This window comes from Rhizorhabdus wittichii, from assembly GCF_017607425.1.
GTDB lineage: Bacteria > Pseudomonadota > Alphaproteobacteria > Sphingomonadales > Sphingomonadaceae > Rhizorhabdus > Rhizorhabdus wittichii.
Genome location: NZ_CP059319.1, coordinates 940530 through 960100, shown reverse-complemented (window position 1 = coordinate 960100; position 19571 = coordinate 940530). Strand labels below are relative to the sequence as shown.

Here is a 19571-nt window from a genome sequence, read left to right as displayed (position 1 = left end):
ATCCTCCCGAGGGCGGAGACGTCGATCTGTCCGTCGTCGGGACATTTGGCGCAGATGGTTGCGCAGAGAAGAGGAGATCGGGCCTCGTCTGGGGTTGATGTTTAGGCGGCGAGCTTGCGGTGAAGCAAGCGTCGCTGTTCGATGGTCTTTCGCTTGATGCGTTTCCTCCGTTCGATAATGGCGGCGGCCCTGCCGAAATAGGCGTCGGCCGGTGTCACGTTGTCGAGGCTCTCGTGATAGCGGCGATGGTTATAATGCTCGACGAAGGCCTCGACCTGCCGTTCGAGATCGCCAGGCAGGAAGTAGTGCTCCAGCAGGATGCGGTTTTTCAGGGTCTGGTGCCAGCGCTCGATCTTGCCCTGGGTCTGGGGATGTAGCGGAGCGCCGCGAACATGGCTCATGTCATGGGCTTTGATCCAGTCGGCGAGTTCGCCGGCGATGTAGCTCGGTCCGTTGTCGCTGAGCAGCTTTGGTTTGTGCCTGACGGTGGCGTGGTCGCAGCCTGAGGCTTCGAGCGCGAGTTGCAGCGTGTCGGTCACGTCCTCGGCCCGCATCGTGGTGCACAGCTTCCAGGCGATGATGTAGCGCGAGAAATCGTCGAGCACGGTGGAGAGGTACATCCATCCCCAGCCGATGATCTTGAAGTAGGTGAAATCGGTCTGCCACATCTCGTTCGGGCGGCTGGTCTTGCGATGGAACTCGTCGGCCGCCTTGACCACGACGAAGGCCGGGCTGGTGATCAGGTCATGCGCCTTGAGCAGGCGGTAGACCGTTGATTCCGAGACGAAATAGTCCTTCTCATCGGTGAAGCGCACCGCCAGTTCGCGGGGCGACAGATCGGACTGCTCCAGTGCCATCTCGACGATCTGGTCCTGAATGGCGCCGGGGAGGCGGTTCCAGACCCGGCTCGGCGCGGAAGGACGATCCTCCAGCGCCTCGGGGCCGCCTTCGAGATAGCGATCATACCATCGGTAGAAGGTCCGCCGCGCGACGCCCAACTGGTCGAGGGTCCGCTTCGCCGGCAGGTGCGACTGCTCGACGATGCGGATGATCTCCAGCTTCTCGGATCCCGGATACCTCATTCGGGGTCTCCCCCATCCGCGATCATGCTTTTTTTCAGCAGCCGGTTTTCGAGCGTGAGGTCGGCGACGGCCTCCTTCAGGGCACGCGCCTCACGGCGCAGATCCTGTACCTCGCCGCTCGTCGCGGCACGGGCGGTGTCGCCCGCCAGCCGACGCTTCCCGGCCTCCATGAACTCCTTTGACCAAGTATAATACAAGCCCTGGGCAATGCCCTCCTTGCGGCACAGCTCCGCGATGCTGTCATCGCCGCGCAAGCCCTCCAGAACCACGCGGATCTTGTCCTCCGCCGAGAAATGCCGGCGTGTCGCGCGCCGGATATCCTTCACCACCTGTTCGGCCGACGCCTTGGGTTTGCGGGCCGATTTTACGCTTGAGGATTTGGGCTTCATCTTCGTTCCTTCGTCACTACGACGAAGCCCAAATCCTCCTTACATCACAACCTCAAATCTGTGCCATTGGCGCTGACGGCGGACAGGCGGGCGCGAAGAGTCGCCGGACCGACTCGATGCCGATACCGAGCGCGATGATCGCCAGCACGAGGGCGCTGGCAAAGCCGGCCAACTCGCCGACCTTGCCGGTGCCGAAAGTGAAGCGCGGATCGCGCGCATGGCGCCGGGCATAGCCATAGGCGAAGGCCGCGACGCCGAGCGCGCCCGCATGGGTCGCCATGTGGAAGCCGTCCGCGAGCAGCGCCATCGATCCGGTCAGATAGCCGGCGGCGATCTCGCCGATCATCATCGCGAAGGTCAGCACGACGACGATGCGGGTGCGCCGCGCATTCTCGTCATGGCTCGCGCCCAGGAAGTTGTGATAGTGCGCGAGGGTCTCGGCGCTTCGCAAGACGTCCGTATCGCGAGTCATTTGGAATAGCGCCGGATCACGGTTGTCAGCTCCGCGGCGCCGGCCGCGCGCTCGGTATCGTCAAGGCCGGGCCGTGCGACATGCTCATTGAGATGCTCGACGATGATCTCGTCCATCAACCCGTTCACAGCGCCGCGCACCGCCGCGACGAGTTGGAGAATATCGGCGCAGGGCGCCTTGTCAGTGAGGCCGCGTTCGACCGCTGCGACCTGTCCTGCGATGCGTTTGACCCGCGCCATGAGATCGGAGTCGTTTCGAGATGTGTGTGCCATACTATACCCCCCTATATTATTTAGGGACAGGCTGACAACTGTTCCGGGCGGGCGGTGGCATACACCGGAGCTAAGCGACGAGATCCCGCCGCGGGAATGATAAGCGAGAACGCAATATGCGGCATTTGCTTGCCTGAAAGCGCGATCTTCGTCCTTTGGAAGCCGCTCCGGAAATGCTAGATTGGCTGCGCGTCATGGCCTGCCTGCGTTGCCCACAGGGTAGCAATCCATGCGCTATTCCCATGCGGACTCATACGATCAGCTTCGGCGAACGCGTTCGCGTAATGGCCGGATGGCGGTCCAACCGTTCCAAATCGGCCGGAAGGGAAGGGAGAGGGAAGGAAGCGGAAGCAGCGGACAGACAACTGTCGAAGACCCCAATCCCTCAACCACAACACTGAAGTCGGCAGGCGACCCGATCGGACGTTGCAATGCGTAATCTGCTGGCATTCTCCGATCTAAAGGCGAAGGATATTCCTTTCACCCGCCAGCATGTGGCACGCTTGATCAAGCAGGGGCGCTTTCCCGCACCGATCAAACTGGGCGTAGGCACGAACCGCTGGATAGCTTCCGAGATCGATGACTGGTTGGATCAGCGAAAGGCCGCCCGGGATGAGGCTCTGGCATCGCGGCCAGGAAACCCATAGTCAATTTTCACGATAGCAGACCGAACGTCCGCTAGTTCCGAACGGTGCGCAGGCAAAGCCTTCCCCGAACGTCGCTTGCGAATCGGCTTTCCGTGAGCAGCATAAGGCTCGTTCACAAGCCAGGGCTAGATGCCTCAAGTCAGGTCTTGCACGGCAGATTTTGAGGTCGGCGCACGCGAACAAGGCGTCACTGGCAGGAACATTCCCGAACCTCTGGGAGCCTCGCATCACGTGAAATCTGCTGCACAGTTTGCTGCACACCAGCGGAATCTTGATCGAAAATCGACCTTAGGTTACTGTGACAAGTCACTGAAATTATTAAGAAAGTAGTGGTGGACGCACTTGGGCTCGAACCAAGGACCCGCTGATTAAGAGTCAGCTGCTCTACCAACTGAGCTATGCGTCCACTTTCCGGCGGATGGGAGATGGTAGCTCCCGTCGTGGAGGCGCGCCCTTAGCATCGGCTCGCGCGAAATGTAAACCGCTTTGAGGGAAAAAATTTCGCCGTCGCCAAAAAAAGATCGGCGGCCATCAGGGGCGCTGGGCCGAACGGTCGATCGCCATCAGCATGCCGATGCAGATCAGCACCGTCATCATCGCCGATCCGCCGAACGAGACGAGGGGCAGGGGGATGCCGACGACCGGCGCCAGGCCCATCACCATCGCCAGGTTGATCGCGACGTAGAAGAAGATCGTCGTCGCCAGCCCCGCCGCCGTCAGCCGCGCGAAGCGGCCCTTGGCGCGGCCGGCGACGCGCATGCCCCAGCGGATCACCAGCAGGAAGGCGAGGATCAGTGCGACCCCGCCGACCAGGCCCCATTCCTCGGCCATGGTAGCGAAGACGAAGTCGGTATGCCGTTCGGGCAGATAGTCGAGATGGCTCTGGGTGCCGGCGAGGAAGCCCTTGCCGAACAGCCCGCCCGACCCGATCGCGATCTTCGACTGGATGATGTGATAGCCGGTGCCGAGCGGATCGCTTTCGGGATTGAGGAATATCTCGATCCGGTCGCGCTGATAGTCGTGCATGAAGGACAGCGCGATCGGGAAGGCCGCCGCCAGCGCCAGCGCCGCGCCGCCGAACAGGCGCAGCGGCACCCCGGCGAGGAAGGCGACGGTGACGCCGCCGCCGCAGATCATCAGCGCGGTGCCGAGGTCGGGCTGGACCAGGACCAGCGCGGCCGGCACGCCGATCAGCAGGGCGGGAGGCCATATCGCGCTGAACCGGCGGATCTCGCCCGCCGGCAGCATGTCGTAGAAGCGCGCGACCGCGAGCACGATCACCGGCTTCATCAGCTCGGACGGCTGCAGGCGGATGAAGCCGAGGTCGAGCCAGCGCCGGCTGCCGCCGCCGACGAAACCGAACAGCTCGACCAGCAGCAGCAGGAAGACGAGGATCCCGTAGGTCGGCATCGCCGCCCGCTTGAGTCTTTCCTCGCCCGCCCAGGAGATCAGGATGGCGAGCCCGATGAACATCGCGAAGCGGGTGCCCTGCGACATCGCCCAGGGGCGGATGTTGCCGCCCGCCGCCGAATAGAGCACGACCAGCCCGAAGCCGCCGATCGCGACGACGAGCGCGAGCAGGCGCCAGGGGACGTGGCGCAGCGGGGTGGGAACGATCGAATCGCGGTTCATTCGGGATCGGCCTCCCCGGTGGGTGGCGGGGGCGGCGATGCCTCGGCCGACGGCGGCGCGGCGGCCGGCTTGGGATCGTTGCGATGCGCCCAGATCGCTGCCTTGCGCGCCATGCGCTGCTCGATCGTGCCGCCCCAGCCCTGTTCGAGCGTGGCGAGCCGGTCCTCGGCGCGCTTGCGGTCGTAGAGCCAGGTGATCAGGTCGCGCGCGATCGGCGCGCCGGCCGCGCCGTGCAGGCCGTGCTCGATCACCACCGACACCGCGTAGCGCGGGTCCTGGACCGGCGCGAAGCCGACGAACAGGCCGTGGTCGCGATATTTCCACGGCATGCCCTCGGTGCCGGTGAGGCCGGCCCGGCGCATCGCCATGGTGATGCGGCGGACCTGCGCCGTGCCGGTCTTGCCCGCCATCAGCAGGTCGCCGATGTTGAGCTGGCCCGATCGTCCGGTCCCATAGGGGCCGTTGATCACCCCGCTCATCGCCTGGCGGACGATGTCGAGATGCTCGGGCGCGATGTCGAGCGGGCCGCCCTGCGGCGGATAGCGCTTGTTGACGATCAGCCGCGGCGCGAGCGCGGTGCCGCTCGCGATCCGCGCCGCCATCATCGCGAGCTGGAGCGGGTTGCTGAGCATATAGCCCTGGCCGATCGTCGCGTTGAGCGTGTCGGCCGTGGCCCAGCGGGCCCCCTTGTAGCGGCGCGCCTTCCAGGCGATGTCGGGCACCGTTCCGTAGCGCTGCGACGGCATCGGCAGATCGAATTCCTGCCCCATGCCCAGCATCCGCGCGGTCGCGGCGATCCGGTCGATCCCGACGAGCCGCGCCATGGTGTAGAAATAGATGTCGCAGCTGGCGGCGATCGCCCGGTGCATGTCGACGCTGCCATGGCCGCCATGCCGCCAGCAGTGGAAATAGCTGTTGCCGAGCCGGTAGCGGCCCGTGCAGACCACCGTCTGGCTGGGATCGACCCCGGCTTCGAGCAGCGCCAGCGCGACCATCGGCTTGACGGTCGACCCCGGCGGGTAGAGCCCCTGCATCACCTTGTTGGTCAAGGGCAGATGGTCGTCGCCCGACAGGAAGTCCCATTCGGCATGGCTGATGCCGTCCGAGAAGCTGTTGGGATCATAGGCCGGCATCGACGCCATGGCGAGGATGCCGCCCGTCTTCGTGTCGATCACCACCGCCGAGGCGCTCTCGGGGCCCAGGCGCGCGGCGGCGTAGCGTTGCAGCCCGGCGTCGATGGTGAGCTGGAGGGCGTTGCCGACCACTTCGGGCCGGGTGGTCAGCTCGCGCACCACCTTGCCATGGGCGGTGACCTCGCTCCGCTTGGCTCCCGGCTTGCCGCGGAGCCATTTTTCCATCGTTTTCTCAAGACCTTCCTTGCCGATCTTGAAACCAGGCGCGATCAGCAGCGGGTCGCGGGTCTTCTCATAGTCGGCGGCCGAGGCGGGGCCGACATAGCCGACCAGATGCGCGACCGCCGGCCCGGCCGGATAATAGCGGCCATAGCCGCTCGACGGGGCGACGCCGGGCAGCGACGGCTGATGGACGCTGACCGCGGCGAAATGCTCGTAATCGATATTCTCGACCACCGGCACCGGGCGGAAGCCGTGCGCCTCGGCGAGGTCGGAGCGGATCCGGTCGAGATCGTCGGCGGTCAGAGCGAGAAGCTGGCTCAGCCGGCCGAGCACCGCGTCGACGTCCTTGAGCTGGTTGGGGATGATGTCGACGCGGAAGGTGGTGCGGTTGATCGCGATCGGCTTGCCGGCGCGGTCGATGATCCAGCCCCGCCGTGGCGGGACGAGGGTGAGCTGGACCCGGTTGCTTTCCGACAGCGAGGTGTAGCGCTCGTTCTGCGCGATCGACAGCCACGCCATACGGCCCGCCAGGACGACGCCGACCCCCGCCTGCGCGGCGCCGAGGACGAAGGCCCGGCGGGTGAAGGTGAAGGCCTGGGTCTGCTCGGTGATGATGCGGTTGCGCTTCATCGCTTGAGCCGCCAGTTGTCGAGCGCGGCGGTGATCCGCAGGATGGCGGGGAACAGCAGGATCGCGCCGATCGTCTGGGGAAGGATGGTCAGCACCGGGCTATGGCTGCCGCCCGGTTGCGACAGCGCCCATGATCCGATCCCGATCGCGACGATGCCCACCGAGGCGACACCCCATTCGATCCAGCTGTCGCGCCAGCGCAGCGCCTGGTCGACCCATTCGAGCGCCAGGAAGGCGATGGTCCACAGGATCATCGCGGTGCCGAGATAATGACCGCTCAACAGGTCGTCCGCCAGTCCGAGCGGCAGCGCCGCCCAGACCGGCCAGATCTCGGGCCGCAGCAGCCGCCAGGCGAGCAGCATCATCAGCCCGAAGGGCGGGACGATCGGTTCGGTCGCGACGATCGGCAGCAGCGCCATCGCCGACCCCGCCAGCGTCGACAGGATGGGAACGATCGTCACGCGGAGCGGGGTACGCTCCAGGAAGGGATTGTCCCGGGGCGCGATCATGGCTTGGGCTGGGCCGGCGGATCGGCCACCGGCGCCTGGAAGATCGGGTAGACAGCGGCGAAATCGGCGCGCCCCGGATCGGCGAGCGGCCGGGCGGTGGCGCGGTCGCCGTTGACCGCGGTGACGACGGCCACCGGCATATTGGGCGAATAGACGCCGCCGGTGCCCGAGGTGACGGCGAGGTCGCCGCGCCGGAACGGCCGGCCGCCGGCGATCAGCGCGCGGACCTCCATTGTCCCGTCGCCCTGGCCGGTGGCGAGCGCGGCCTGGCCGCTGCGGACGATCTTGATCGGGACGGTGGTCTCGCCGTCGGTCAGAAGCAGCACGCGCGAGGCGAACAGGCCGCTTTCATAGACGCGGCCGACCAACCCCTCGGGCGAGCGCACCGTCATCCCGGGCCGCACCCCTTCGGCGGTGCCCGCCGCGAGCGTCGCGAAGCGGCGCTGGCCGGTCGGGGTCGATCCGATCAGCCGCGCCGACAGGATCGGGGCAGGGAGGTGCTCGGTCAGCCGGACGAGCTTCTTGAGCCGGGCATTTTCGAGCGCGACCGCGCGGGCGGCGATCACCCGGCGCCGTTCGCGGGCCAGTTCCTCCTTGAGCGCGCGATTCTGGTTCGCGGCGTCGAGATAGGCGGCGATGCCGTCGCCGAGGTCATGCGCGGCGTCGACCCCGACCCGGCCCGCGCCGGTGAAGATCGCCCCGGCGTCGACGACGACCCCGCGCAGCGTCCCGAAGGCGCGCGGATCGAGCCGCGCCACGAGCAGCAGCGCGGCGCCGATCAGGATTCCGACGATCGCGACGACATAGCCCGCGAACAGGCCATATTGGACCCGGCGGGAGAATCCTCGACGCCTGTGCCGGGGCGCCGCCATCGGCCAGCGGCGCGGTTCAGGCCGTCTGGAGCACGCCGCGGAAGACCGAGTCCTCCAGCGCGCGTCCGGTGCCCAGGGCGACGCAGGTCAGCGGGTCGTCGGCGATCGAGACCGGCAGGCCGGTCGCCTCGCGCAACACCTCGTCGATGCCCTGCAGCAGCGCGCCGCCGCCGGTCAGGACGATGCCCTGGTCTACGATGTCGGCGGCCAGCTCCGGCGCGGTGTTCTCCAGCGCGATGCGGACGCCCTCGACGATCGCCGAGACCGGCTCGGTCAGCGCCTCGGCGATCTGCGCCTGGGTGATCGTGATCTCCTTCGGCACGCCGTTGACGAGGTCGCGGCCCTTGATGTGGATCGTCTCGCCCTTGCCATCGGCCGGCATCTTGGCGACGCCGACCTCCTGCTTGATCCGCTCGGCGGTGGCTTCGCCGATCAGCAGGTTGTGGTTGCGGCGGACATAGGAACTGATCGCCTCGTCCATCTTGTCGCCGCCGACGCGGACCGAGGTGGTGTAGGCGAGGCCGCGCAGCGAGAGCACGGCGACCTCGGTGGTGCCGCCGCCGATGTCCACGACCATCGACCCGATCGGCTCGGTCACCGGCATCCCCGCGCCGATCGCGGCCGCCATCGGCTCCTCGATCAGCCACACCTGGCTGGCGCCCGCGTTGGAGGCGGCGTCGCGGATCGCGCGGCGCTCGACCGAGGTCGACCCCGACGGCACGCAGATCACGATTTCCGGCCAGCGCATGAAGTTGCGGCGGCCATGCACCTTCTGGATGAAGTGCTTGATCATCTGCTCGGCCACGTCGATGTCGGCGATCACGCCGTCGCGCAGCGGGCGGATCGCGTCAATCGAGCCCGGCGTCTTGCCCATCATCAGCTTCGCGTCGTCGCCGACGGCGCGCACCCGCTTCACCCCGTTGGTCGTCTCGATCGCCACGACCGACGGCTCGTTGAGCACGATCCCGCGCCCGCGCACGTAGACGACGGTGTTCGCGGTGCCGAGATCGATCGCCATATCGTGCGACATGAACTTGAAGTAACGCTGCAGGAACATGCTCTGGTCCGTTCTCTAGCCCCGCCCCGGGACGGATTTTGCGTATCGGTCGCACCACCCGATCGGCGAGGAAAATCCGGCGTCTATCAAGGGGTGCGGAACGCCGCCGCTTGGGCTAGGACAATGCCCATGTCAATACGCCGCCTGCCCGAGCATCTGGTGAATCGCATTGCCGCCGGTGAAGTGGTCGAAAGACCGGCCAGCGCGCTCAAGGAACTGGTCGAGAATTCGATCGACGCAGGGGCCAGGCGGATTTCCGTAAGCCTTTCAGAAGGGGGGCTTTCTGCGATCGACGTCGCCGACGACGGCTGCGGCATGACGCCCGACGAGATCGCGCTGGCGCTGGAGCGCCATGCCACCTCGAAACTGCCCGACGACGCGATCGAGGCCGTCACGACATTGGGCTTCCGGGGGGAGGCGCTGCCCTCGATCGGCAGCGTCGCCGACCTCACCATCGAAAGCCGGGTGCGCGGCGCCGACGGGTGGCATCGCCGGGTCGACCATGGCGAGCTGGTCGGGGAGGGGCCGGCGGCGCTTCCGCCCGGCACCCGCATCCGCGTGTCGAACCTGTTCGCCAAGGTGCCGGCGCGGCGCAAATTCCTGCGCTCGGCGCGCGCCGAATATGCGGCCTGCGTCGACGTCATCAAGCGGCTCGCCATGGCGCGGCCCGACATCGGCTTCACGCTGGAGCATGAGGGGCGGCGGGCGATCCTGGTCGCGCCCGACGAGCAGCGGGTCGACCGGGTCGCGGCGCTCACCGACCGCGACCTGGCCGAGAACAGCGTCGCGGTCGATTTCCGGCGCGAGGCGGTGTCGCTGACCGGCGTCGCCGGCCTGCCGACCTTCAACCGCGGCGTCGCCGACCACCAGTTCCTGTTCGTCAACGGCCGGCCGGTGAAGGACCGGCTGCTGATCGGCGCCGTCCGGGGCGCCTATCAGGACATGCTGGCGCGCGACCGGCACCCGGTGATCGCGCTGTTCGTCGAGCTTCCCGGCGATCAGGTCGACGTCAACGTCCATCCCGCCAAGACCGAGGTGCGCTTCCGCGATCCGGGGCTGGTGCGCGGCATGATCGTCGGCGGCCTGCGCGCTGCGCTCGACGAGGCCGGGCATCGCAGCGTCCAGCGGCCCTCGGTCGCGGCGCTCGGCAACTGGCAGGCGGGCGGGCTGCCGACCGCGCCGTCGATGGCGCCGGCGATCCCCAACGGCTTCGCCTTCAGCGCCGCCGCCGAGCGGAGCGGGCAGGGCAGCGTCTGGGACCGGGTGGCGGACTTCGCCCCGGCGCCGATGGCGCGGGCCGAGCCCGCCTACAGCCCGCCGCCGCAGCAGGCGAGCTATCCGATGGGCGTCGCGCGCGGCCAGGTCGCCGCCACCTATATCGTCGCCGAGGCCGAGGACGGGCTGGTGATCGTCGACCAGCATGCGGCGCACGAGCGGCTCGTCCTCGAAAGGATGCGGCGGGCGATGGCCGACGGCGGCGTCGCGCGGCAGGCGCTGCTGCTGCCCGAGGTCGTCGAACTCGACGAGGTCGGTTGCGACCGGCTCGAAACGCGGATCGCCGAGCTGGCCGAGATGGGACTCGAGCTCGAACGCTTCGGGCCCAAGGCGATGCTGGTGCGGGCGACGCCGGCCTTGCTGGGGCAGGGCGACGTCCACGGCCTGATCGTCGACCTGGCCGACGAGCTGGCGGCCTATGACGAGGCGCTGTCGCTCAAGGAAAGGCTCGACCATGTCGCCGCCACCATGGCCTGCCACGGATCGGTCCGCGCGGGCCGGACGCTGTCGGTCGCCGAGATGAACGCGCTGCTCCGCGAAATGGAGGTGACGCCGCATTCTGGCCAGTGCAACCATGGCCGGCCGACCTGGATCAAGCTCGGCCATGGCGACATCGAGAAGCTGTTCGGGCGCAAGTGACCGTCGATCATTCGTCGCGGCCGTAGACGTCCTTCAGGAAGCCGATGCCGCGCTCGGTCGGCGTCGCGGTGATATAGGTCAGATAGACGGGGATCGGCGCCGGCAGCGCCACGTCGCGCTCGGGCTGCTTCGACGCGGCGGGGAGGGGGCGTCCGAACATCAGGCGGTACAGGCCCGGCGCATCCTGGAGGCGGATGCAGCCGTTGCTGAGATGCCGGTCGGCTTTCGACAGCAGCCCCTTGTCGGGCGTGTCGTGGAGGTAGATGCCGAGATCGTTGGGGAAGATGAACTTGACCCGCCCCATCGCATTGTCGCGGCCGGGAAGCTGGCGCATCCGCACCAGCTTGCGGCCCGCGGCGACCGCCGGCCAGTCGACCTCGTCGGCGGCGAGGCGGCGCGGGGAGGCGCTCCAGTCGGACAGCACCTCCATCCGCAGCGAGGCCGACGTCGCACCGGCGACGATCTTCGGGGCGAGCCTGCGCTGGATCAGATAGTCGGGGACGTTCCAATAGGGGTTGAGGACCGCGTAGCGGACCATGCCGGCCAGCATCGGCGTCTCGGTCTCGGGCGCGCCGACGACGACGCGCATCATCGCGCGCTGCTTGCCGCCCTCATAATACCAGAGCCGCGCCGACGCCGCGTCGACGACGACATGGCGGGTCCATGGACCTGGCAGCAGCCGGGCGCGATCGAGGTTGAGGCGCAGGCGCTGGACGGTCTCGCGCGGGCTCTTGCGCTCCCGGGCCTGGGCGAGCAGGGCGCGCAGCCGGACATAATGCGGGCTCATCCATCCCATCGTCGCGATATAGCTGCCGAGCGACGGCTGCAGCGCGGCGCCCCTCAGCGCGGTCAGCGCGGTGACGGGACGCGGCTTGAGCTCGGGGTCGAGATATTTGATGCGGACGCCGCGCGGCTTGCGGACCTCGGCGACATAGTCGGCGAAGGCCGCCGACAGCGCCAGTTCGGCCTCCGCGATCGCCTGCGGATCGGCGGAGCGTCCCTTGGCGACGAGGGCGCGGAGCCGGTCGATGCGATAGGAGGACGGATCGAGGCCGTCGAGATCGGCGGTCTTCAGCATGGCGATCAGCGTGTCGGCCTCGGGGCCGATCCGGCCGCTCGACGCCCAGAGCGGCCAGAAGCCGCGCGTGGCGTAGAAGCTCGCGATCTGGCCACGGCCCTGGTCACGGATGGCGAGCGCGATCGCGCGTTGCCCGGCGACGGGCTTGGCCCTGGCGGCGGTCTTGGGTTTGGCGGCTTCGGCGGAGACGGTCGTACAGGCGAGCCCGGCCAGCAGGAGCAGGGCAAGCTGGGGAATGCGGACGCGCCGCATTCCCCCGAAGTGGGCGATCAACAAGTTCCTGCTCCCCCGCGGCGGGTCGGCGGCGGGGGAGGCGGTGGCGGGGCCGGCGGCAGGTTCGGGTGATAGATGCCGTCGGCCGAATAATAGCCGTCGACGCATCCTGCCGCCGTCGCATCGGCGGCGACGTTGCCGGGAACGGCGCCGGGCGGAGGTGGCGGCGGCGCGGCAGTCGCACCCTCCCTCGCTTTCTGCGTGCTGGCGCAGGCGCTGAGCATCAGCGCCGTGGCCATCGACATGGCGATCAATCTTATCTTCATCGGGCAACCTCCCTTGGGCTGGCGCCGCGGACTGGCGGGCGACGGTCCAGCCGGACCGCACGGGCAAGCAGGCTGCCCGTTCGATGGCTGGAAGATGAACGGCAACGCCCGACATCGCCAACTGGTTGCGCCCGCGCGCCGACCGGCTTGCTTGTGTGACCCGGAATACATTCGAGACGGAGCCGGAAGGAAAGGGCGGAATTGCAGACGGCTCCGGTTCTGCGTACCCTGGCCTCGATCCCTTCCGAGGAAAATCGTCCATGGCGAAGCTCATATTCGCATTGAACATGTCGCTGGACGGCTATGTCGACCACATGGAATTCGCGCCCGATCCGGTGCTGTTCCGGCATTGGATAGACGACATGCGCGGCCTGACCGGCAGCCTGTACGGCCGGCGCATGTACGAGGTGATGCGCTATTGGGACGAGGAGCATCCCGAATGGGACGCGGAACGCCACGCCTATGCGGCGGCGTGGCGGAGCAAGCCGAAATGGGTCGTGTCGCGCTCGCTGACGTCGGTCGGCCCCAATGCCATTCTGGTCGACAGCGAGGTGGAAGCGGCGGTCCGCGACCTGAAGGCGCGTCTGGACGGGGTGATCGAGGTTTCCGGGCCCGAGCTGGCGCACGGCCTGGCCGACCTCGGGCTGGTCGACGAATATCGGCTCTATCTGCATCCCGTCGTGCTCGGCGGCGGCAAGCCGTTCTTCGCCGGTCCTCGGCCGCGGCTGCGCCTGATCGCCAGCGATCGGATCGGCGAGAGCGTGGTCAGGCTGACCTACGTTCCTGTTTAGGGTCTTCCGTCATCAAGTCAGTTGAGGCTGGAGATTGGCAGCGTCGCGGATGCGAGCATTGGCGATGCAGATGATTTTGCGCATGAGGGCGGCGAGAGCGAGGCGTTTGGGTTTTCCAGCGCGGACGAGTGCGTTGTAGAAGTCTGCGAGAGGATTTTTGCCGCGAGCGGCGGCGAGGGCGGCGATGAAGAGGGCGGGCCTGATCTGCCTTCGTCCGCCTGAGCTGTGTCGGCGGGCCTGGAGTTTTCCGCTGTCTCTGGGATGAGGGGCGCAACCAGCGAGGCTTGCGGCCTGCCGGCGGTTGAGAGAGCCGAGTTCGGGCATGGTTGCGATCAGGAGAGGAGCGAGGACGGCGGCGACGCCTGGGATGGATCGCAAGGCGCGAGCGCGGGAGCTGAGGTCGCGGTGTTGGTTGATGAGCTCCTCGATCTGAACCTCGATGGTGCGGATACGGTGTTCGAGATCGGCGATATGGTCGCGGATGTCGTCGGCGACGAGATGCCCACGAGGGGCCTTGAGGCGATTGGTTTCCTGGCGCTTCATGGCGACGAGATCGAGGCGTGTCGTGAGACGAGGAGGCCGGGCTGGATTCGGCCTGGCAAGGCTCGGGAGGCGTTGCCAGCGCATCAGGCCGACCGCGGTCGATGGCGTAGCGGCCGAGCCAGCGGGCATCATCGATGGGGTCGGTCTTGGCGCGTTTGCCGAAGGAGCGGATATAGGCCTTGATCTGGCGGCATCACCGCGGTGAACGGGGATGGCGAGGCCGCAGAGGACGGCGAGGAGCTTGTCCTCATGGCCTCCGGTCGCTTCGCATACGGCCAGATCGCGGTTGCGCAGCGGATCGAGCGCGGCCGTGAGGGCCTGGGTCTCGTTGGCTATGGTGAGGGTCTGGCCGGTTACGCTGTCGAACAGGGTCACGCTGTCCTGGGATACGTCGAGGCCAAGAGCTGTCTGGATTTCGTCGGCATATCGTATCATCTTGGGGTCCCATGCTTCGAATTGTCTGCGGGCGTGCCGAAAGGCGGCCCATTCAAGTCAGCAAGCGATGCGAAGCTGGGGCGACAAGAGCCCTGGATGACGTCGGTCGTTTCGACCTATTCCCGCACGGGCGCCTTGCCGCCACGAGCTGCGGGGTGGCCACCCCGCAGCTCGTCTCGCCAGCCACCCACTCTTAAATCATTTTCCCGAGAGACAATTCCCGCGAAAGCGGGAATCCATGGACGGCGGTCCGCAGGAGACGGAATGCGCCGTGACCGTGGATTCCCGCTTTCGCGGGAATGACGACAGGGGCAAGGGTAAATCCAATAGTCCGATAATATATATTATGTTAAATCAAGATATCGGTGGGGCCGCTATTCCAGCGATTTTCCAGCCCCCTCAATGGCTTCCGGCTTATAATCCCCGGCCGAGCAACAGCACGATCGCCGTCGCCGCCATGAAGATCACCGCCCAGATCAGCGCAAGCCGGACCAGCCGCCCGGCCGGCAATTGTCGCCGTGCGATCGCCGGCGCCACGAGGATCAGCATCGCGACGATCGCGATCAGTCCGACGATCCTGTCTCCGCTCATGGCTGCACCTCCAGTCCGTCATAGGCCGGCTCGACGCCGTCCGGCAGGCTTTCGCCGAGCCGCGCATAGTCCATCGACTGGTCCATATGCGTCAACAGCGCGCGGCCCGGCGCGCAGGTCCGGATCGCGTCGAGCGTCATGGCGAGATGCGCGTGCGTCGGATGCGGCCGCGCGCGCAACGCATCGACCACCCAGATGTCGACGCCGCTGAACAGGCCGATCATCTCGTCAGTAAATTCATGGAAATCAGTCGAATAGCCGATCGACTTCCCATCATGATCGAAGCGTAGCCCGGCGCTGAAGATCGATCCGTGCGGCTGTGCGACGCAGCGGATGCGGATGTCGCCGATCGTCATGTCGGGTTCGAGCACCCCCGGCTCGACCGTCGGCGGATAGCCGTCGCGCCCCGTGAAGACATAATCGAAGCGCCGCCTGAGCTGCTGCATCGCCTCGGCAAAGGCATAGCCCGGCACCGGCGCGCGGCGCGCATGATATATCTGCCGGACGTCGTCGATGCCGTGGCAATGATCGGCATGGTCGTGCGTCCACAGGATCGCGTCGATCGCGATGACGTCGGCGTCGAGCAGCTGCTGGCGCATGTCCGGCGTGGTGTCGACGAGCAGCCGGGTCGTGGCGCTTTCGACCAGGATCGAGGCTCGGCTGCGCCGGTTGCGCGGCTCGGCCGGGTCGCAATCGCCCCAGTCATTGCCGATCCTGGGGACGCCCGACGACGTTCCGCAACCCAGGACCCGGAGCTTCATCTCGTCGCTTTCGTGAACAAGTTGAAGAAGTTGTCGCTGGTCCTCGCGGCCAGATCTTCGATATCCCAGCCGAGCTCGCTCGACAGCAGCCGCGCCGTGTCGACGACGAAGGCCGGCTCGCACGGCTTGCCTCGATGCGGCACCGGCGCGAGGAACGGGCTGTCGGTCTCGATCAGCAGCCGGTCGCGCGGGATGAGATGCGCGGTCCGGCGCAGGTCGCCGGCATTCTTGAAGGTCACGATCCCCGACAGCGAGATGAAGAAGCCGAGATCGAGCATCGCGCGGGCGAGGTCGGCGCTGCCGGTGAAGCAGTGGATAACGGCGGTGAACGCCCCCTTCCCCAGCTCCTCGGCCATGATCGCCTTGGTGTCCTCCTCCGCCTCGCGGGTGTGGACGATCAGCGGCAGGCCGGTCTGGCGCGCGGCGGCGATGTGACGGCGGAAGCTGGCGCGCTGCCGGTCGCGGTCCGACTTGTCGTAGTAAAAGTCGAGCCCGGTCTCGCCGATGCCGATCACGCGCGGATGCTCGGCCCGCTCGACCAGCAGCGCGGTCTCGACGTCCGCATGGGTGTCGGCGTCGTGCGGGTGGATGCCGACGCTGGCCCAGACGTCTGGCTCATGTTCGGCGGTCGCCAGCACCGCGCTCCATTCGGAGGCGCGGGTCGAGATGTTGAGCATCGTCGAGACGCCGGCCGCGCGCGCCGCCGCCAGCACCTCCTGCTGGCGATCGGCGAGCCCGGAATAGTTGAGGTGGCAATGGCTGTCGACGAACATCAGGCGTCCGCCGTTTCCAGCTCGAGCCGCGGGAACAGCGGCACCGGCTGCGCGACCCGATAGCCCGAGGCGCGCAGCTCGTCATACCAGGCCTGGCTCTCGATCGCCGCGAAGTCGCGCGCGTCGGCGGCGACGCCCATCTGGTCGAGCAGCTTGCCCGCGCTGTCCGGGATGATCGGCAGGATCGTTATGGCGAGGTCGCGGATCACCGCGAACAGCGTACCCAGCACGGTCTTCATCCGCTCCGGATCGGTCTTGCGCAGCGTCCAGGGCGCCTGGGCGTCGACATATTGGTTGCAGGCGAACACCGCCTTCATCCATGCCTCGATCCCGATCGAGAAGGCGAGCTGCTCGAAGGCGCGCGGCGTCTCGTCGAGGCAGGCGGTCGCGACCGCGCGGACCAGCGCGGCATCCTCCTCGGTGCGGTCGAGCGCGGGCAGCTCGCCGTCGAGATTCTTGAAGATCATCGACAGGGTGCGCTGCGCCAGATTGCCGAAACTGTTCGCCAGCTCGGCATTGGCGCGGTGGACGATCGCCTCATGGCCATAGCTGCCGTCCTGCCCGAAGCTGACTTCGCGGAGCAGGAAATAGCGAAGCTGGTCGACGCCGTAGCGTTCGGCCATCGTCATCGGATCGACGACATTGCCGACCGACTTCGACATCTTCTCGCCCTTGTTGAGCAGGAAGCCATGGCCGAACACCTGCTTCGGCAGCGGTATCTTCGCCGACATCAGGAAGGCCGGCCAGTAGACGGTGTGGAAGCGGACGATGTCCTTGCCGATCAGGTGCAGGTTCGCCGGCCAATACCGGCCAAGCGCCGCATCGCGGTCGGGATAGCCGATGCCGGTCAGGTAGTTGGTCAGCGCGTCGACCCAGACATACATGACATGGCCCGGGCTGCCCGGCACCGGCACGCCCCAGTCGAAGCTGGTGCGCGACACCGACAGGTCGCTGAGCCCGCCCGAGACGAAGCTGACGATCTCGTTGCGGCGGGTTTCCGGCCGGATGAAATCGGGCTGGTCGCGATAGAGCTGGAGCAGCGGCTCCTGATATCGGGACAGCCGGAAGAACCAGCTCTCCTCCTTGGTCCATTCGACCGGGGTGCCCTGGGGCGACAGTTTCTGTCCCCCTTCCCCGTCGGTCAGCTCCTTCTCGTCGTAGAAGGCCTCGTCGCGGACCGAATACCAGCCTTCATAGCGATCGAGATAGAGATCGCCATTGGCCTCCATCGCCTGCCAGATCGCCTGGCTGGCGGCGTAATGATCGGCGTCGCTGGTGCGAATGAAGCGATCGCAGGAGATGTTGAGAGTGTCACACATCTCCTTGAAATAGGAGGACATCTCATCGGCCAAGGCGCGTGGCGTGATGTCGCGCGCGCGCGCCGCCTGGGCCATTTTCAGGCCATGCTCGTCGGTTCCCGTCTGGAACCGCACGTCGCGGCCCATCGACCGCTGGAAACGCGCGATCGCGTCCGCCGCGATCGCCTCATAGGCGTGGCCGATATGCGGGCGGCCATTGGGATAGCTGATCGCCGTGGTGATGTAATAAGGTTCCGACATGGGTTCAGCCATTAGGCAGAGGCTCGGCAATCCGCAACGCCCGGATTGACCAGAAGTGCCCCGCCAAGGTTATCGAGCGGGCGCCGGCGCCAGCTTCGCCAGCATCGTCGCCAGCTCGAACACCGTGGTCGATTGATCGAGCGAGAGGTGGACCGCGCTCTCGCCGATCCGGCGGGCGTCCTCCCACAGCGCGATCGCCTCGGCCAGCGCCGGCCCCTGGCGGCCGCGCGCCTCGGCCGCGATCCGCGCCGGCACCCGCTCCAGATAGGCTTCGTAGCGCGCCTGCGTGGCCTTGGTGCCGAGCTGCTTCGACAGGATGGCGCGAACCGCGTTGGTCGGATCGCCCTGCCCCACCAGCCGGTCCATCGCGGCGTCGAGCGCCGCGATCTCGAGCCCGGCGAAGCCGAGCGCGCGGCCTGGCGAGCCGTTGCCGACGCTTACCAGCGCGTCGATCTCGTCGGCCGGCTCCTCGGGCAGCGCGCGGCGCAGCGCCAGCCGCATGTCGGCAGCGCCGAGCGGCACGAAGCGGAGCTGGCGGCAGCGCGAGCGGATCGTCGGCAGCAGCCGGCCCGGCGCATGGCTGATCAGGAAGAAGGTGGTGCCGGCGGGCGGCTCCTCCAGATTCTTGAGCAGGGCGTTGGCGGCGGGGCGTTCGAGGTCGTCGATCGCATCGATGATCACCACGCGGCGCGGCGACAGGCTGGGCGTGGTCGCGAACAGGCTCTGGAGCGAGCGGACCTGCTCGATGCTGATCGACCGCGCCAGATCGTCCGACTTGTCCTTGGTCAGCCGCGCGAGGATGCGGATATCGGGATGGCTGCCGGCGCGGATATAATTGACGATCGGGTGATCGTCGGGCGTCTCGATGCCGGGCAGGCCGACCCGCGGCCCCGCCGCGTCGGCCAGCAGCCGGGTCGCCGCTGCCAGCGCGAAGCTCGCCTTGCCGACGCCCTCGGGGCCGGTCAGCAGCCAGGCATGGTGCAGCCGCCCCGAATCCGCCGCCTCGCGGAACGCGGCGATCTGCTCGTCATGGCCGACCAGGCTCATGGCAACAGGTCCGCCAGCGCTTCGATCAGCCGCGCGGTCACCTCTTGCGGCGACCCTTGCGCGTTGATCGTGCGGATTCGCGCCGGTTCTTGCGCTGCGATCCTGCGGAAGCTGTCCGCGACCCGGTCGTGGAAGGCCTCGTCGCGCTTCTCGAACCGATCGCTGTTGGCGATCCCGGCCTCGGCCTGACGGAAGGCCGCGTCGAACACCGGCATGTCGAGCAGCAGGGTGCGATCGGGCAGGTAGCCGGCGCTGCCGATCGCGTGCAGCGTCCGGATCGCCTCGTCGCCGAGCCCGTCGGCGCCGCCCTGATAGGCGATCGAGCTGTCGAGGAAGCGATCGCACACCACCCAGCGGCCGGCCTCGATCGCGGGCCGGATCGTCCGCGCGACATGATCGGCGCGGGCGGCGGCGAACAGCAGCGCCTCGGCGCGCGCGTTCCAGCGGTCGGCGGCGCCTTCGAGCAGCAGGCGGCGGATCGCCTCGGCGCCGTCGCTGCCGCCCGGTTCGCGCGTCTCGACCACGTCGAGCCCGCGCGCGCGCAACGCGGCGGCCAGCGCCTTGGCCTGGGTCGACTTGCCGACCCCCTCCCCGCCTTCCAGGGTGATGAATCGACCGGGCAC

19 protein-coding genes, 1 tRNA gene and 1 pseudogene are annotated in these 19571 nt (G+C 67.5%); 3 read left to right on the top strand and 18 right to left on the bottom strand.

Annotated features, from left to right (window positions below):
* Positions 1-101 precede the first annotated feature (101 nt).
* From HRJ34_RS04655 to HRJ34_RS04645, 3 genes and pseudogenes are all read right to left on the bottom strand, one after another.
* A protein-coding gene (locus HRJ34_RS04655; protein WP_150289884.1) for an IS3 family transposase occupies positions 102-1471 on the bottom strand; the annotation gives its coding sequence in 2 pieces (ribosomal slippage) (positions 102-1117 and positions 1117-1471; 1371 coding nt in all).
* An 88-nt stretch (positions 1472-1559) separates the two neighbouring features.
* Positions 1560-1943, bottom strand: a pseudogene (locus HRJ34_RS04650) (cation diffusion facilitator family transporter); the annotation flags it as partial.
* Complete coding sequence (locus HRJ34_RS04645) at positions 1940-2215, bottom strand: metal/formaldehyde-sensitive transcriptional repressor (protein WP_086485632.1); 276 nt, start codon at positions 2213-2215, stop codon at positions 1940-1942. The gene HRJ34_RS04645 and the pseudogene HRJ34_RS04650, both read right to left, overlap by 4 nt.
* 431 nt (positions 2216-2646) lie before the next feature.
* Here HRJ34_RS04645 and HRJ34_RS04640 point away from each other — a divergent pair, with 431 nt between their 5' ends.
* Complete coding sequence (locus HRJ34_RS04640) at positions 2647-2862, top strand: helix-turn-helix transcriptional regulator (RefSeq protein WP_086485633.1); 216 nt, start codon at positions 2647-2649, stop codon at positions 2860-2862.
* A 330-nt stretch (positions 2863-3192) separates the two neighbouring features.
* Here HRJ34_RS04640 and HRJ34_RS04635 read toward each other — a convergent pair.
* From HRJ34_RS04635 to HRJ34_RS04610, 6 genes are all read right to left on the bottom strand, one after another.
* Positions 3193-3268: transfer RNA gene (locus HRJ34_RS04635), tRNA-Lys, on the bottom strand.
* 125 nt (positions 3269-3393) lie between these two features.
* A complete protein-coding gene (gene rodA / locus HRJ34_RS04630; protein WP_011951344.1) occupies positions 3394-4494 on the bottom strand; it encodes a rod shape-determining protein RodA in 1101 nt (366 codons plus the stop codon).
* The gene (gene mrdA / locus HRJ34_RS04625; protein ID WP_016744413.1) at positions 4491-6479 is read right to left on the bottom strand and encodes a penicillin-binding protein 2; all 1989 of its coding nucleotides are present in this window, start codon (positions 6477-6479) and stop codon (positions 4491-4493) included. Before mrdA ends, rodA begins: the two co-directional genes overlap by 4 nt.
* Positions 6476-6988 (bottom strand): rod shape-determining protein MreD, encoded by a 513-nt coding sequence (gene mreD / locus HRJ34_RS04620; protein ID WP_011951342.1) that lies wholly within the window; start codon positions 6986-6988, stop codon positions 6476-6478. The genes mrdA and mreD overlap by 4 nt, the downstream gene beginning before the upstream one ends.
* A complete protein-coding gene (mreC, locus tag HRJ34_RS04615; protein WP_011951341.1) occupies positions 6985-7860 on the bottom strand; it encodes a rod shape-determining protein MreC in 876 nt (291 codons plus the stop codon). Before mreC ends, mreD begins: the two co-directional genes overlap by 4 nt.
* 16 nt (positions 7861-7876) lie before the next feature.
* Positions 7877-8917, bottom strand: coding sequence for a rod shape-determining protein (locus HRJ34_RS04610; protein ID WP_011951340.1), 1041 nt, complete (start codon positions 8915-8917; stop codon positions 7877-7879).
* 129 nt (positions 8918-9046) lie between these two features.
* Here HRJ34_RS04610 and mutL point away from each other — a divergent pair, with 129 nt between their 5' ends.
* On the top strand, positions 9047-10831 hold the full coding sequence (mutL, locus tag HRJ34_RS04605) for a DNA mismatch repair endonuclease MutL (RefSeq protein WP_208633472.1): 1785 nt from the start codon (positions 9047-9049) through the stop codon (positions 10829-10831).
* A gap of 7 nt (positions 10832-10838) precedes the next feature.
* Here mutL and HRJ34_RS04600 read toward each other — a convergent pair whose 3' ends face one another.
* Entirely contained in the window at positions 10839-12185 is a 1347-nt protein-coding gene (locus HRJ34_RS04600; protein ID WP_226949044.1) for a L,D-transpeptidase scaffold domain-containing protein, read from the bottom strand.
* The gene (locus HRJ34_RS04595; protein ID WP_208633471.1) at positions 12179-12448 is read right to left on the bottom strand and encodes a hypothetical protein; all 270 of its coding nucleotides are present in this window, start codon (positions 12446-12448) and stop codon (positions 12179-12181) included. The genes HRJ34_RS04600 and HRJ34_RS04595 overlap by 7 nt, the downstream gene beginning before the upstream one ends.
* A gap of 260 nt (positions 12449-12708) precedes the next feature.
* On the opposite strand from HRJ34_RS04595, the gene HRJ34_RS04590 reads away from it, so the two are divergent.
* The gene (locus tag HRJ34_RS04590; RefSeq protein WP_208633470.1) at positions 12709-13239 is read left to right on the top strand and encodes a dihydrofolate reductase family protein; all 531 of its coding nucleotides are present in this window, start codon (positions 12709-12711) and stop codon (positions 13237-13239) included.
* Positions 13240-13251: 12 nt separating this feature from the next.
* Here HRJ34_RS04590 and HRJ34_RS04585 read toward each other — a convergent pair whose 3' ends face one another.
* From HRJ34_RS04585 to tmk, 7 genes are all read right to left on the bottom strand, one after another.
* The gene (locus HRJ34_RS04585) at positions 13252-14217 is read right to left on the bottom strand and encodes a transposase (protein ID WP_226949043.1); all 966 of its coding nucleotides are present in this window, start codon (positions 14215-14217) and stop codon (positions 13252-13254) included.
* A 414-nt stretch (positions 14218-14631) separates the two neighbouring features.
* Positions 14632-14808 (bottom strand): hypothetical protein, encoded by a 177-nt coding sequence (locus tag HRJ34_RS04580; protein ID WP_208633469.1) that lies wholly within the window; start codon positions 14806-14808, stop codon positions 14632-14634.
* Positions 14805-15569: an MBL fold metallo-hydrolase gene (locus HRJ34_RS04575; RefSeq protein WP_208633468.1), complete on the bottom strand. Its 765-nt coding sequence runs from the start codon at positions 15567-15569 to the stop codon at positions 14805-14807. Before HRJ34_RS04575 ends, HRJ34_RS04580 begins: the two co-directional genes overlap by 4 nt.
* A complete protein-coding gene (locus HRJ34_RS04570) occupies positions 15566-16342 on the bottom strand; it encodes a TatD family hydrolase (RefSeq protein WP_208633467.1) in 777 nt (258 codons plus the stop codon). Before HRJ34_RS04570 ends, HRJ34_RS04575 begins: the two co-directional genes overlap by 4 nt.
* Positions 16342-17901 (bottom strand): methionine--tRNA ligase, encoded by a 1560-nt coding sequence (gene metG, locus HRJ34_RS04565; RefSeq protein ID WP_208633466.1) that lies wholly within the window; start codon positions 17899-17901, stop codon positions 16342-16344. Before metG ends, HRJ34_RS04570 begins: the two co-directional genes overlap by 1 nt.
* A 69-nt stretch (positions 17902-17970) precedes the next feature.
* Positions 17971-18948, bottom strand: coding sequence for an AAA family ATPase (locus tag HRJ34_RS04560; protein WP_208633465.1), 978 nt, complete (start codon positions 18946-18948; stop codon positions 17971-17973).
* On the bottom strand, positions 18945-19571 hold the full coding sequence (gene tmk, locus HRJ34_RS04555) for a dTMP kinase (RefSeq protein WP_011951332.1): 627 nt from the start codon (positions 19569-19571) through the stop codon (positions 18945-18947). Before tmk ends, HRJ34_RS04560 begins: the two co-directional genes overlap by 4 nt.

Excerpts from the sequence above, each read along its gene's own strand:
- HRJ34_RS04560 (WP_208633465.1), bottom strand. The coding sequence starts at position 18,948 with ATGAGCCTGGTCGGCCATGACGAGCAGATCGCCGCGTTCCGCGAGGCG.
- rodA (WP_011951344.1), bottom strand. The coding sequence starts at position 4,494 with ATGAACCGCGATTCGATCGTTCCCACCCCGCTGCGCCACGTCCCCTGG.
- metG (WP_208633466.1), bottom strand. The coding sequence starts at position 17,901 with ATGTCGGAACCTTATTACATCACCACGGCGATCAGCTATCCCAATGGC.
- HRJ34_RS04645 (WP_086485632.1), bottom strand. The coding sequence starts at position 2,215 with ATGGCACACACATCTCGAAACGACTCCGATCTCATGGCGCGGGTCAAA.
- mreC (WP_011951341.1), bottom strand. The coding sequence starts at position 7,860 with ATGGCGGCGCCCCGGCACAGGCGTCGAGGATTCTCCCGCCGGGTCCAA.
- HRJ34_RS04580 (WP_208633469.1), bottom strand. The coding sequence starts at position 14,808 with ATGAGCGGAGACAGGATCGTCGGACTGATCGCGATCGTCGCGATGCTG.
- HRJ34_RS04575 (WP_208633468.1), bottom strand. The coding sequence starts at position 15,569 with ATGAAGCTCCGGGTCCTGGGTTGCGGAACGTCGTCGGGCGTCCCCAGG.
- mrdA (WP_016744413.1), bottom strand. The coding sequence starts at position 6,479 with ATGAAGCGCAACCGCATCATCACCGAGCAGACCCAGGCCTTCACCTTC.
- HRJ34_RS04610 (WP_011951340.1), bottom strand. The coding sequence starts at position 8,917 with ATGTTCCTGCAGCGTTACTTCAAGTTCATGTCGCACGATATGGCGATC.
- mreD (WP_011951342.1), bottom strand. The coding sequence starts at position 6,988 with ATGATCGCGCCCCGGGACAATCCCTTCCTGGAGCGTACCCCGCTCCGC.
- HRJ34_RS04590 (WP_208633470.1), top strand. The coding sequence starts at position 12,709 with ATGGCGAAGCTCATATTCGCATTGAACATGTCGCTGGACGGCTATGTC.
- HRJ34_RS04595 (WP_208633471.1), bottom strand. The coding sequence starts at position 12,448 with ATGAAGATAAGATTGATCGCCATGTCGATGGCCACGGCGCTGATGCTC.
- HRJ34_RS04585 (WP_226949043.1), bottom strand. The coding sequence starts at position 14,217 with ATGATACGATATGCCGACGAAATCCAGACAGCTCTTGGCCTCGACGTA.
- HRJ34_RS04640 (WP_086485633.1), top strand. The coding sequence starts at position 2,647 with ATGCGTAATCTGCTGGCATTCTCCGATCTAAAGGCGAAGGATATTCCT.
- HRJ34_RS04570 (WP_208633467.1), bottom strand. The coding sequence starts at position 16,342 with ATGTTCGTCGACAGCCATTGCCACCTCAACTATTCCGGGCTCGCCGAT.
- mutL (WP_208633472.1), top strand. The coding sequence starts at position 9,047 with ATGTCAATACGCCGCCTGCCCGAGCATCTGGTGAATCGCATTGCCGCC.